This is a genomic window from Photorhabdus machadonis (genome assembly GCF_052657765.1).
In genome coordinates, this window is sequence record NZ_CP199761.1 from 259,516 (window position 1) to 272,109 (window position 12,594).

Annotated in this window: 13 protein-coding genes; 2 read left to right on the top strand and 11 right to left on the bottom strand. The window is 42.8% G+C overall.

All coding sequences use genetic code 11. From position 1 onward, the window contains the following. Positions 1 to 18 precede the first annotated feature (18 nt). Positions 19 to 492: a hypothetical protein gene (locus ACUN2T_RS01310; protein ID WP_445495898.1), complete on the top strand. Its 474-nt coding sequence runs from the start codon at positions 19 to 21 to the stop codon at positions 490 to 492. On the opposite strand, the gene spoT is transcribed toward ACUN2T_RS01310, so the two are convergent. The 6 genes from spoT to ACUN2T_RS01340 form a co-directional block, all read right to left on the bottom strand. After that, complete coding sequence (gene spoT / locus ACUN2T_RS01315) at positions 424 to 2,541, bottom strand: bifunctional GTP diphosphokinase/guanosine-3',5'-bis pyrophosphate 3'-pyrophosphohydrolase (RefSeq protein WP_445495899.1); 2,118 nt, start codon at positions 2,539 to 2,541, stop codon at positions 424 to 426. The two genes, ACUN2T_RS01310 and spoT, sit on opposite strands and share 69 nt — an antisense overlap. A gap of 17 nt (positions 2,542 to 2,558) precedes the next feature. Then, positions 2,559 to 2,834, bottom strand: a complete 276-nt coding sequence (gene rpoZ, locus ACUN2T_RS01320) for a DNA-directed RNA polymerase subunit omega (RefSeq protein ID WP_011144672.1) — start codon at positions 2,832 to 2,834, stop codon at positions 2,559 to 2,561. Between the two features lie 54 nt (positions 2,835 to 2,888). Continuing rightward, entirely contained in the window at positions 2,889 to 3,512 is a 624-nt protein-coding gene (gene gmk, locus ACUN2T_RS01325) for a guanylate kinase (protein ID WP_021326362.1), read from the bottom strand. Positions 3,513 to 3,874: 362 nt separating this feature from the next. After that, a complete protein-coding gene (locus tag ACUN2T_RS01330; RefSeq protein ID WP_445495900.1) occupies positions 3,875 to 4,669 on the bottom strand; it encodes a hypothetical protein in 795 nt (264 codons plus the stop codon). Positions 4,670 to 6,166: 1,497 nt separating this feature from the next. Further along, entirely contained in the window at positions 6,167 to 6,964 is a 798-nt protein-coding gene (locus ACUN2T_RS01335; protein WP_445495901.1) for a hypothetical protein, read from the bottom strand. A gap of 397 nt (positions 6,965 to 7,361) precedes the next feature. Then, positions 7,362 to 7,493: a hypothetical protein gene (locus ACUN2T_RS01340; protein ID WP_445495903.1), complete on the bottom strand. Its 132-nt coding sequence runs from the start codon at positions 7,491 to 7,493 to the stop codon at positions 7,362 to 7,364. Positions 7,494 to 8,079: 586 nt separating this feature from the next. On the opposite strand from ACUN2T_RS01340, the gene ACUN2T_RS01345 reads away from it, so the two are divergent. Continuing rightward, positions 8,080 to 9,018, top strand: coding sequence for an Rpn family recombination-promoting nuclease/putative transposase (locus tag ACUN2T_RS01345; RefSeq protein WP_445495904.1), 939 nt, complete (start codon positions 8,080 to 8,082; stop codon positions 9,016 to 9,018). Between the two features lie 638 nt (positions 9,019 to 9,656). Here ACUN2T_RS01345 and ACUN2T_RS01350 read toward each other — a convergent pair. From ACUN2T_RS01350 to relB, 5 genes are all read right to left on the bottom strand, one after another. Continuing rightward, positions 9,657 to 9,821: a hypothetical protein gene (locus tag ACUN2T_RS01350; protein ID WP_445495906.1), complete on the bottom strand. Its 165-nt coding sequence runs from the start codon at positions 9,819 to 9,821 to the stop codon at positions 9,657 to 9,659. Between the two features lie 817 nt (positions 9,822 to 10,638). Continuing rightward, the gene (locus ACUN2T_RS01355) at positions 10,639 to 10,917 is read right to left on the bottom strand and encodes a helix-turn-helix domain-containing protein (protein ID WP_214085184.1); all 279 of its coding nucleotides are present in this window, start codon (positions 10,915 to 10,917) and stop codon (positions 10,639 to 10,641) included. Continuing rightward, positions 10,914 to 11,234: a type II toxin-antitoxin system RelE/ParE family toxin gene (locus tag ACUN2T_RS01360; protein WP_162120309.1), complete on the bottom strand. Its 321-nt coding sequence runs from the start codon at positions 11,232 to 11,234 to the stop codon at positions 10,914 to 10,916. Before ACUN2T_RS01360 ends, ACUN2T_RS01355 begins: the two co-directional genes overlap by 4 nt. Before the next feature lie 630 nt (positions 11,235 to 11,864). After that, on the bottom strand, positions 11,865 to 12,137 hold the full coding sequence (locus ACUN2T_RS01365; protein WP_350306470.1) for a type II toxin-antitoxin system RelE/ParE family toxin: 273 nt from the start codon (positions 12,135 to 12,137) through the stop codon (positions 11,865 to 11,867). Further along, entirely contained in the window at positions 12,137 to 12,577 is a 441-nt protein-coding gene (gene relB, locus ACUN2T_RS01370) for a type II toxin-antitoxin system RelB family antitoxin (RefSeq protein WP_054479526.1), read from the bottom strand. The genes ACUN2T_RS01365 and relB overlap by 1 nt, the downstream gene beginning before the upstream one ends. Between the last annotated feature and the right edge of the window lie 17 nt (positions 12,578 to 12,594).

A 12,594-nucleotide genomic window follows, 5' to 3' on the forward strand; every position in this document is an offset into this window, starting at 1 on the left:
GTGGCTGTTTGGTGGGACATGATGGAAGATGAGCTTTTATCGATTGCGTGTGTGATGCCTTATGGGATGCTGATAAGTCGGGTAGTACTGGTTATCGGTATTGTATTGCTGATTGTCTGTGGATTTTTATTGGGCAACAAAATTCGCTACTCGCTGTATCCCCGTCTGCTGTTAGCGTATTGGTGCCGAACATGGATTTTGCCACTGTTGTTTATCGCTATCGGGTTGGTATTGATGTTTGGTGTGGGGGAAGAGGGTTGGTTAGATCGCATACTGGATGAGGTTGATTCAGCATTGATTGGTCTGTTCTTTGATAACCGGGATGACGTGCGGCTGGTGCCGTCATTGCCGGTAGTGTCTTGTGGGTCGGCTGTGGATAGCGCGGTTGGCTGTTCACCTGCTGATTTGCACGGGCTATCCGGTTTAGTTTCTGTTACGGCTGACTCGCATCACATCCGGCATAATTCGGATTTTGCGCATAATATTCGCTAACTGAATACGATCTTTGGTGGTCAGCCGGATAAAAGCGCAGTAAACACGACCATCTTTCTCTTCTGTATTCATACCTTGAATACTGGAATTGGCGGCGTTAATGGCGGCAGTCAGATTCGCCAAAGCCCCTTGGTGGTTAAACATATCCACTTTTATTTCGGCGGTGAAATCGTTATTGATCTCTTTATCCCATTCAACGGCCATAAATTTTTCGGGCTCTTTCTGATAGCCTCGAATATTACGGCAGGATTCATGGTGGATAACCAACCCTTTGCCGGGGCTGATATGGGCGATAATTGGGTCTCCGGGAATGGGGCGGCAGCATTTGGCGAAAGTAATAAGCACACCGTCAGCGCCTTTGATGGGCAATTTACGTGCTCTGTTGTTATGGCTACTGGTGCTTGTGGTATTTTCCTGTGCGCCTAACAGGTTGCGGGCGACGACGATACTCATGGTATTGCCAAGCCCGATTTCAGCCAGTAGATCATCTATTGTTGAGAGTTTCATTCTCGTCAACTCTTTAGTGATATTTTCCTGTGGAATATCAACAAGTTTTTTCCCATTACCTAACGCGTGATTTAACAGGCGGCGGCCCAGCCCAATGGAGTCTTCCCGCTTAAGGTTTTTCAGCAACTGGCGGATTTTAGCGCGGGCTTTTGAACTGACGACAAAGTTCAGCCAGGCCGCATTTGGACGAGCGCCCGGTGCGGTGATAATTTCAACGGTTTGGCCGCTGGCAAGCGATTGAGACAGTGGATATGGCTGACGATCCACTCGCGAACCCACGCAGGCGTGACCAATATCGGTGTGTACGGCGTAAGCAAAGTCAACTGGGGTGGCACCGGCGGGTAATTCCACAATGCGCCCTTTCGGGGTAAAAACGTAAATCTCATCAGGAAACAGATCAGATTTAACGCTTTCGATAAATTCAAAAGAGCTGCCGGCACTTTGCTGTAGCTCCAGCAAACTTTGCATCCAGCGTTGAGCGCGAACTTGCGCGGCGGTACCGGATTCACCTTGTTCTTTGTAAGCCCAGTGTGCTGCGACGCCCATTTCAGCCATTTGATCCATATCTTCGGTGCGGATCTGGACTTCAACTGGCACCCCATGAGGGCCAATCAGGGAAGTGTGCAAGGATTGATAGCCGTTGGCCTTAGGAATAGCAATGTAATCTTTGACTCTGCCCGGGCGGGGTTTATACAGGCTGTGCATCTGCCCCAAAACCCGATAGCAGATATCAACATTATTAACAATGACCCGAAATGCATAGATATCCATAATAGAATGGAAACGTTGCTCTTTGAGGTGCATTTTCCGGTAGATAGAATAGAGATGTTTTTCCCTGCCACTGACTTTGCACTCAATATTGGCTTCAGCCAGCCTGCCTGCAATTTCAGACAAAATTTTCTGGATCATCTCCTTACGGTTACCACGGGCCGCTTTTACCACCTCTTTGATAACCCGATAGCGGTTAGGGTGAAGGGCCTCAAACCCTAATTCCTCTAACTCCGTTTTCAGATGATGAATCCCCAGACGGTGGGCTAAGGGGCTGTAGATCTCTAACGTTTCCCGGGCGATACGACGGCGTTTATCTGGACGTAACGCCCCGAGAGTACGCATATTATGGGTACGGTCTGCCAGTTTGATCAAAATGACGCGGATATCTTGCACCATCGCCATGATCATTTTGCGGAAGTTTTCTGCTTGTGCCTCTTTTTTATCGCGGAAATTCAGCTTATCAAGCTTGGAAACCCCCTCAACTAACCCAGCGACCACAGGGCCAAAAGGTTGTGCGATATCCTGAAAGGTGGCGGGTGTGTCTTCAATAACATCATGCAACAAAGCGGCCATCAGTGTCTCATGGTCGAGACGCATTTCGGACAGAATACAGGCAACCGCGACAGGGTGCGTAATGTAGGGTTCACCACTGGTACGGGTTTGCCCTTCATGGGCATCCCGTGCAACAGAATAAGCCTGCTTGAGGAGTTCAATTTGACTCCCAGGCAGGTATTTTTGGATAAGCAGATTCAGGCTTTCGAACAGATACAAGGCAGACCTACCGTAGATTAACGACGACTTTCCGCGATAGCGGAAACCGCCTGCATTTCTGCTGCTTCCTGTTCTTGTTGTTCCTGGCGCTCACGGACATCCAGGATTTTACCGTTAATCAGACCCTCTTCTACTTCACGTAGAGCGATAACGGTCACTTTATCGTTCTCTTCAGCAACCAGCGGGTCTTTACCGCCTGTTTGCAGTTGACGTGCTCGACGAGCAGCGACCAACACCAGGTCAAAACGGTTACCAATTTTTTCTACAGCGTCTTGAACAGTTACGCGTGCCATATGTGTGCGACTCCACAGGTAAAGAAATGACTGGGCATAATACTGAAATTGGGTTCAGTCTGCCAATAATTTGCTGATTAAAGCATCATGCCGTTGTGCCTGGCGCTCCCGATGCAGGCGTTCTGAACGGATAATGGTGTGCAGATCGGCCAATGCAGTATTGAAATCGTCATTAACGATTAAATAATCATACTCGTTATAGTGAACCATTTCTGCAACAGCCTGCTCCATGCGTTTTTCAATAATGTCTTCACTGTCCTGACCCCGACCGCGCAGACGGCGGCAAAGCTCTTCTTTTGACGGTGGCAGGATAAAAATACTGCGGGCAGAGGGCATTTGTTTGCGGATCTGCTGCGCGCCTTGCCAATCGATATCAAGAAAGACATCAACGCCACTGGTCAGGGTTTCTTCAATCACTTTCTGGGATGTACCGTAATAATTACCGAAAACACGGGCGTGTTCCAGAAATTCGTGATTATCGATCATTTGGCAAAAGGCTTCTTCAGTGATAAAGAAATAGTGTTCACCATGATTTTCACCGGGACGCATTGCGCGCGTGGTATGGGAAACAGAAACCTGAGTATCGTACAAAGGTTGTGTTTTTAATAAAGCCTGAATCAGGCTTGATTTACCCGCCCCGCTTGGCGCAGAGACAATATATAATGTGCCTTGGATCATGATGATATCTTGGTTGATTGGATAACAATGTATACCCTTTATCTTCCAGGTTGCTGCTTTCACTTACTGCTGCGCTGCAACTTGAAATCTATTGGGGATAAATAAAAGCAGAATAAAATTCTTGTAACAGTATACACGTACCTGCTCATACGTGTCGCGTTACCGATGCATTTCCGCAGAAATTTTCTGGGGGAAAGTTGGCGAGTGGATATTTTTGTATCGCCGCTTGTTTGGTTTTACCCGTCGGAATTTATAGGCTGAATATCTAACACGCCCTATTCAACCGGGGATTGTTCCCCGGCTGTCTTGTTAAAGATGACCATTTGTCGCCATCACCCCTCCCGGGTAAATTACCTTTACGCTTAGGGGGTCACTTGCTGCTGGTTATCATTGTTTTCTGCGTGAGATTGCACTGTAGCTGGATCTTTAAAATTGGGATTTAAACCACCTGGTGGACTCCAGAAAGCAACGTTATAGATATAATATTTGGGATCTTTGCTGTCTTGCATTTCAATTGACGGCACCCCATTCTTCCAGTCACTTTCGAATTTGACTTTCTCTTCAGGTTTCCGCTGCCATGAAAAACCCGTTCCCTTACAGGATACAGTGTAATACAGATCTACTAGTTTGGACTCCATCACGTTACTATCCCCTTTGAACCAGTGGATATCCTTATTTACAACGACGGCATCTGTAAAAAGTGTTGACTTGGCCTTTCCTGGTGCCTTGTCTTTGCGGTAGGCCGTCATCTCACAGGTGTACTTTCCTGTAACGACGTGTGGAACAACGAAGAGATGGTTTTGCGCTCTAACCCAAAGCATAAGATCTTTTAACACGGTGGGATACTCTGTTTTTGGAAACTCAACATTGACCTTTGATGGAAAAACACCTATTAAGTTTTTTGTCCCTTTTGGCGGATAACGAACTGGCTTACCGTTATTGTTTTCCCCATCCAATATCGGCTGGCCGAGGGCAATAATGGCTAGCTGGGGAACCCAGTCTATGACTTCAGCTCTATATGCAAGAACCGGGGTAGAGAAAAGCGCACTTACAGATAAGCCCACTCCCACCACCCATATCGGCCACCGGCGACAATGTGCCGTTATCCGGCCAATATCCTGTTTCACCCCGCTGATGGATGTGTTGCCAGCATTCATTAAATATTCAGATGGGGATGATCCCCCGATTGTTAGGTTAAAAATTTTCATTCTCTGTGATAACCCTGTCCCGGCCAGATTGTATTGGCCTTTTAAGGGTCCTCCTTTTTCAGATGATTATTTTCTGCATCGGATCGCCCGTGCAGGCCGTTATTACACTTACCTGCCTTAATGGCAGGTTTCGTTCAATTGCCTCACATCACTTTCAAGATCCAAGATGATGGCATATTGCTTAAGGTATATTTGCCTGCCATCTTCCGTTATTGCTGCCAGATTTATCAGCAATTACTGGCCGTACACATGGATCATCCAACATGACTATTGTCCATTGCGTTTGAGGCCGGAGGGAAGACTATCCCGGATAATGAGTCTTATCCCAAAAACTTAGGGAGTTGCGTATAGAATACGGGTATTGCTACGAGAGCTATTACCTTTTCCAGAATAGGATCTCGGTATTGCCTTTATACCCTTCATCTTTCAAGTTGCTGCTTTGTTGGCTGCGTTCACTTGCCGCCGCGCTGCAAATTGAAATCTATTGGGTATATAAGGTTATCGTTAATATCCATGCCAGGGGAGAAAATGTCATTTTGATTCATATTACTCACCTAAATTAAGGTTATATCGGATTTACCTTTTACCTACAGGGGAGCCTATACCATAAAAATTATCCCTTGCGGGTTAAGCTGATTTTTTACTGTGACTAATAAGACATAGATAATACTAGCAGCTCTCTTTGAAAAAGGATAATAGAAAAAAGTTATCAACTGATAACTTCTGGTTAACACTAAATCTGATTGTGGGTAGTGGGTCTTAGATTATTTTCCACAAATAAATTAAAAGAGTGATAACAATGCGGTTTGAACCGAAGAATTTAGAGCGGATATACATCTTTATGACTATTATTACGTGAATGAGTAACTTGATTTGCTAATAATTAATGGCAAAGTAGGAAGTAAGGTGTTGTTAGGGTTTTGTCGTCATTCTTGTGTTATGTGGTTTATAACAGATCAGTTATTTTAAGGGTTTTAATATTTATTTTCCAAACTGTTTAGTAGGGTTATTTTATTTTGATATTTATTTGAAAGTTAATTTTGATAATAACGTCGGGAGTACGCAATGAGATTTAAAATGAATATTCGATAGGCTGAGTTAGTATATTTTATCCCGTCATTGATTAGTGGTTCGTGATAACAATGTATACCCTTCATCTTTCAGGTTGTTGCTTTCACTTACTGCTGTGCTGTAACTTGAAATCTATTGAGTATAAATAAAGCAGAATAAAATTCTTGTAACAGTATACACGTACCTGCTCATACGTGTCGCGTTACCGATGCATTTCCACAGAAATTTTCTGGGGGAAAGTTGGCTAGTGGATATTTCGGAATTTATAGGCTGAATGTCTAACACGCCCTATTCAACCGGGGATTGTTCCCCGGCTGCCTTGTTAAAGATGACCATTTGTTGCCATCACCCCTCCCGGGTAAATTACCTTTACGCTTAGGGGGTCACTTGCTGCTGGTTATCATTGTTTTCTGCGTGAGATTGCAGCACTAAGGCTGGATCTTTAAAATTGGGATTTAAACCATCTGGCGGACTCCAGAAAACAACGTTATAGATATAATGGCGGGGATCTTTGCAGTCTCGCATTTCAATTGACGGCACCCCATTCTTCCAGTCACTTTCGAATTTGACTTTCTCTTCAGGTTTCCGCTGCCATGAAAAACCCGTACCCTTACAGGTTACAGTGTAATACAGATCCCTTAATTTGGACTCCATCACGTTACTATCCCCTGTGAACCGGTGGAGATCCCTATTTACAACGACGGCATCTGTAAAAAGTGTTGCCTTGGCTGTTCCTGGTCTCCTGTCTTTGCGGTAGGCCGTCATCTCACAGGTGTACTGTCCTGTAACGACGTGCGGAACAACGAAGAGACGGTTTTGCGCTCTAACCCAAAGCATAAGATCTTTTAACACGGTGGGATAATCTGTTAATGGAAACTCAATATTGAACCCTGATGGAAAAACACCTATTAAGTTTCTTGTCCCTTTTCGCGGATAACGAACTGGCTTACCGTTATTGTTTTCCCCATCCAATATCGGCTGGCCGAGGGCAATAATGGCTAGCTGGGGATTCCAGTCTATGATTTCAGCTGTATATGCAAGAACCGATGTAGAGAAAAGCGCACTTACAGATAAGCTCACTCCCCCCACCCATATCGGCCACCGGCGACAATGTGCCGTTATCCGGCCAATATCCTGTTTCACTCCGCTGATGAATGTGTTGCCAGCATTCATTAAATATTCAGATGGGGATGATCCCCCGATTGTTAGGTTAAAAATTTTCATTGATTGCTATAATCCCGTCCCGGTCAGATTACATCTACCTTTCAGAGATTTTCCTTATTTCCAGTTATTATTTTCTGCATCGGTTATCCCGTGCAGATCGTTGCTACACAGTTTCGTTCATCTAAGAGTGTTACCCCTTTAGTACCGTGGTTGGCGAGGGCATCCAGACACTGGAGCTTTGGATATTGGCATCCGGGACACTCAGGTAGTTGAGTGGAATAGCGATATATTGTTAATTCCACTCGCTATTACACCCGTGTTAATCACGATTCTTAAAAAACAGCGCTTAATGGGTGAATTAATCGTATTCGATATCTTTTTTAGTATCCTCAGGTTTACTGTCTCCCTAGGCGGCTATGCTGCCATTCTGCAATAATATGGCGGTTGATCGACCATTAGATACAGTAAAGATATTATTGATAGGGTTATTTTCTCTGAATAGCCAGCGTTGATTTATAAAACTATCGTTGTGACTCATATTACTCTCCTAATTAGGTTATATCCGATTATTTCATATTTACCTTTACCCACAGGGAGTTGATGCCATAAAACTTATCCCTTGCGGTGTAAGCTGACTTTTTATTGCTATGAAGACATAAATAAGGATAGCAATATTTTTTAAAAAAGATAATAGAAAAAATTTATCAACTGATAACTTCTGGTTAACACTAAATCTGATTGTGGGTAGTGGGTCTTAGATTATTTTCCACAAATAAATTAAAAGAGTAATAATAATGAGGTTTGAGCAGAATAATTTAGAGCGAATATACATCTTTATGACTATTTATTACGTTAACGAGTAACTTAATTTACTAATAATTAATCGTAAAGTAGGAAGTAAGGCGTTGTTAGGGTTTTGTCGTAATTCTTGTGTTATGTGATTTATAAAAAATCAGTTATTTTAAGGGTTTTAATATTTAACCTGAACTTCGCTTAAGAAAGGAAATAAAAGTATCTGAGATACGATCAACATTTTTGTCAAAGAAAATTTAAGACATCTCAGTCAGCTCGGTTTCTTGCTTAATATTCCTTCAATATAAAAGAAAGTATGCTACCATTCACCGATGAAGAAAAAAAATACATCAACGCCACATGACGCTGTTTTTAAACAGTTTTTAAGTCATATCGATACGGCCAGAGACTTCCTGGAGATTCATTTGCCTGCGACATTACGGGCAGTTTGTGATCTGGATACACTGCGGTTGGAATCAGGATCGTTTATTGAAGACAATCTGCGGGCGCATTATTCCGACATTTTGTATTCATTGAAAACGGCGCAGGGTGAAGGTTATGTGTATTGCGTGATCGAACACCAGAGTTCCCCGGACAAAATGATGGCATTTCGGTTATTACGTTACGGGATTTCAGCCATGCAACGGCATCTGGAGCAGGGACATGAAAAATTGCCGCTGGTCATTCCGGTGTTGTTTTATCACGGGAAAATACAGCCGTATCCCTGGAGTACCAATTGGCTCGACTGCTTCGATGATCCGGCCCTGGCGAAGGAAATCTATTCCGGTCCTTTCCCGCTGGTAGATGTGACGGTCATCTCCGATGATGAAATCCTGACGCACAAACGGGTCGCGTTATTGGAAATGGTGCAAAAACATATCCGGCAGCGAGATATGGCAGAGTTACTGCAAGAGTTGGTCATACTGCTGACGTATGATTACTATACGGATGAACAGCTAAAAAGCGTGCTAAACTACTTATTACAGGCGGGAGATACTGCCGATCCAGAGGGTTTTATCCGGCGACTGGCAGAACAGTCCCCGAGGTATGAGGAGGTACTGATGACAATAGCGCAGAAACTGGAGCAGAAGGGGCACCAGAAAGGGTTTATTGAAGGACGGCAGGAAGGACTCCAAGAAGGATTGAATAAAGGCGAAAAACGGGGGATCCTGAAAATCGCGTGTGCGATGATCGACATGGGTATCGACCGTGAAACGATAATGAAAACGACCGGGTTGAGTCAGAACGAACTTGAGCAAATACGCCACTAACTCGTGCTGAGAGTTCTTAATCAGTATTCAATGATTCATGTTAAAAGAGGATCTTACGGTGACTGTCAGAACAGTCACCGAAGTGCGAGTATCGATCGTGAAACAGTGATGAAAATCACCGGACTAAGCTTGAACAAATGCCTGACAAACTTACTATTGATACGTTATCGGCATAAAAATGCTTGAGTCAATGCACGAAACGCATAGAAGCGGCGCATTTACATTCCAAGCGATAAGACCGAGTCTGAATCTACGTGCTTCTGAAATCTCTGTTCTTAAGCAGAGCTGAGGTTATTTATTTTCCAAACTGTTTAGTGGAGTTATTGTCTTTTCATCTTTATTTGGACGGTTATTTTAGTAATAACAGCGGGAGGGGTGCCGATATTTCAAATGGAATAAACGACAGGCTGAACTGAGGTATATGGCTCAGCCTTGGTTTTAGTGTTTTTTTAATGATTCATAATAACAATGGGTTAATCATCATATTCACTATGTACTATATTATCGTTACCAACATCCCAGGCTAATATCTGACCATTCTGTCGTAAGACTGCGAAAGATTTACCTGTTGTACTTATTCTGACAATGTCCTGTAATTGAGCAATTTCGGGTGGGATATTTCTGACATCATCATCTCCCTAAGCGATCACTCTGCCATTTGGTAATAACATGGCAGTTGCCTCTTTAGTAGAGGCGATGGGCGTATTATTATCAGCGTCACTATTCCTGTTTGGTTGCCAATATTGTTTTATAGGATTATCGTTGGTATCCATATTTGGTGAGAAATCGTTATTTTGACTCATATTATTCTCCTAATGAAGGTTATATAGAATTTATCTTTTACCCACAGGGAGTCTATGTCATGAAATCTATCCCTTGTGGGTTAAGCTGCATTTCTACTGATATGAAGAACGTTGTCTATTCTTTAAATATAATAGGAAAAATAATTAATACCTAATGACAAGTCTATTTTTTAATCCGGCTTCAATTGTTTTTCTACCAAATAAGTGACAAAAACTACAATTTTTAATTTTGATTAGAAGAACTTAGCGGAAATATAAATAACATTCCAAAATAGTGCTATACCTTGTACAACGTATAATCCTATGTATAGTAAGGGTCGAAGACCATGTGTGTATCAGAATTATGAAACCTTATTTATATCATTATAGTTGCTAATAATATGTAAATGTATAAATTAATTTACTAATGATTAATCACAAAGCTGGAAATGAATAATTATTAATATTTTTGTCGTAATATTTGTTCTATATAATTTATAAAAAGTCCGTTATTTTTGGGTAGTGTTTTCTTTTCAAACTATTTCGTGAAGTTATTGCCTTTTGATGTTTATTTGAAAGTTGATTTTGATAATAACATCGGGAGTGCGCAATGAGATTTCAAATGAATATTCGATAGGCTGAGTTATTATATTTTATTCCGTCATTGATTAGTGGTTTGTAATAACAAAATAGTACTTAATAGATTGACTAACCGTATCGCTATGCACTTTGGTATTGAAGCTTACCCAGCTAACCCTTCGGTTGTTCACCCGCAAGGCTATTACAAAAGAAAACAAATATGAAAAACACCCGAAGATGCTTTTCTATATTGCTTGGATTAAATTGTTTTGAAGCCAAAATGCAGTGCACAATTGCAAGCTCTGGCGTAGTTCAATAGTGTTTTAAGTGTTGGGTTTCCATTTCCTTTTTCAAGCCTGGAAATATTCGCTTCTTTCGTTCCCATCCGCTGTGCAACTTGATTTTGAGTTAAACCAGCAGCACGCCGCATGCGTAATAGAGTATTAATTAACTCGAATTCTGGTTCTAGCGCATCATACTCAGCTTTTACATCTGGGTTAGCTAATGCTTGGGATTTTAGAGACTTTAAGCTACTCATTTTGTAACCTCTTTCATTCGTTCATAAGCGAGATCAAGATCCTTTTTAGATATCTTCTGGTTTTTCTTAATAAACGCATGAAGGACAATGATATTTGAACCTTGTAGATAGCAAAACAATCCGCGTCCTAGACCTTCTTGCGCTTTGGCGCGAATCTCGAATAGACCTTTTCCCATTGACTTAGTGTGTGGCTCTCCAAGATTAGCGCCATGTTCTTCAATGAGCTCAAGCAGTTTTAGCATGCGAGCCTGAATTCTGGGTGGCATATTGAGGATTGCATCCTCGACGCCATCATAGAGTTCAATGTTCCAGTTCATATTCAATATTGCCCTTAATCTTATCTTATGTGATAAGTTTGTAAGTTGTCAAGACTCTGTTTTCGATGAAAACCACTGGTGGCGGAGATTATTGATAGCAGCACTGAACCAAGTATTAAATACATCAGGTTTTCACCATGATATCCGCTCTATGCAGTATATGAAAAAGTTCGTTATCTTGGGATTTCAGGAAGTTATTCCTTCGAACCGCTTCGCAAAGTTATTATTTCTGTCTTGGACAGCCTCTCTTTATCCTCTATTTTGTTGTTATGCATGGATAGCCAGGGAGCAACGGATGCTTAATTTATTGATATTAATTCTGTTCATTATTTTCAGTACATTGATAATTGCGGCTGAGACATTGAATACAGAGAAAAATTGCCCTGATTGAGCGGGTATTTTTTACATGATGACATATTCAGGCGCTATGATCGTTCTAGCGCCAGCTCGCAGCTAGATGGATATACCCGTTATCTTTCAAGTTGCCTCTTTGTTGGCTGCACTCGCTCACCCCGGTCACAGAGTTATCTATGCTCCCGGGGATTCGCTCCCTTGCCGTCTCGATGCATCTTGAAATCCATAGGGTATATATCAGAAACAAGGTAAGAAAAATTTTATCACCGTGAATAGCTAGGGCCATTGCCGGGCGGTATGTAACACTCTGAGTACCTGTAAAAGGTTTCTCCGAACCTGGTAGATCATCACGTAATGGGGATGAACGACAGCCTCCCGTGTCCCTTTTACCCTACCAGGTTTATACATATTGGGATGTTGGCAGGCCATTTCTGCCGTTACTTCAAATTCATTATCCAGTTCAATTGCAGCCAGCGGATTATCCAGCGCGATATATTCCATAATAGCCTCACGATCAGCCAAAGCCATTGGCTTCCATTCCAGCTCCATTATATCTCCTTACGTAGGGCCGCTTTTTTGGCTGCAAACCGTGCTTTAACTTCCTCATGAGGAACACTGGGGTGGGGATCATCGATAGCTGCCTGAACTTGCTGACGGAACCATGCATCATAGGCAGCAGCCTTATGCGCCCGTTTCAGGGCTTCTGCACGGTCTGGACGGGCCGTTTTCGTTGGTGTACCCAGATTATAATTGGCTGCATCTACATTGAACTGTGCAATGCCTATGTCTTTAAGATAAGTGACAAGGGTTTCCAGTCGTTTAAACAGGCGTACTTGGCGACTGCGCTGGGCAATCAGAGGACGCTCCACCGCGCCATATTTCACCATCAGAGTCCATCCATCGTTATGGCCTACCACATGTACCGAGTTAACAGCGCCGGCTTCAACCAGCCGATTTAGTGTGGAATGATCGATTGTTTCTGTGACCATAAATGCTCTCCTGAGTT

Bases quoted from the DNA above. Each gene is read 5' to 3' on its own strand.
- ACUN2T_RS01310 (WP_445495898.1), top strand. From the start codon at position 19: ATGATGGAAGATGAGCTTTTATCGATTGCGTGTGTGATGCCTTATGGG.
- rpoZ (WP_011144672.1), bottom strand. From the start codon at position 2,834: ATGGCACGCGTAACTGTTCAAGACGCTGTAGAAAAAATTGGTAACCGT.
- gmk (WP_021326362.1), bottom strand. From the start codon at position 3,512: ATGATCCAAGGCACATTATATATTGTCTCTGCGCCAAGCGGGGCGGGT.
- ACUN2T_RS01330 (WP_445495900.1), bottom strand. From the start codon at position 4,669: ATGAATGCTGGCAACACATCCATCAGCGGGGTGAAACAGGATATTGGC.
- ACUN2T_RS01335 (WP_445495901.1), bottom strand. From the start codon at position 6,964: ATGAATGCTGGCAACACATTCATCAGCGGAGTGAAACAGGATATTGGC.
- ACUN2T_RS01340 (WP_445495903.1), bottom strand. From the start codon at position 7,493: ATGAGTCACAACGATAGTTTTATAAATCAACGCTGGCTATTCAGAGAA.
- ACUN2T_RS01345 (WP_445495904.1), top strand. From the start codon at position 8,080: ATGAAGAAAAAAAATACATCAACGCCACATGACGCTGTTTTTAAACAG.
- ACUN2T_RS01350 (WP_445495906.1), bottom strand. From the start codon at position 9,821: ATGAGTCAAAATAACGATTTCTCACCAAATATGGATACCAACGATAAT.
- ACUN2T_RS01355 (WP_214085184.1), bottom strand. From the start codon at position 10,917: ATGAGTAGCTTAAAGTCTCTAAAATCCCAAGCATTAGCTAACCCAGAT.
- ACUN2T_RS01360 (WP_162120309.1), bottom strand. From the start codon at position 11,234: ATGAACTGGAACATTGAACTCTATGATGGCGTCGAGGATGCAATCCTC.
- ACUN2T_RS01365 (WP_350306470.1), bottom strand. From the start codon at position 12,137: ATGGAGCTGGAATGGAAGCCAATGGCTTTGGCTGATCGTGAGGCTATT.
- relB (WP_054479526.1), bottom strand. From the start codon at position 12,577: ATGGTCACAGAAACAATCGATCATTCCACACTAAATCGGCTGGTTGAA.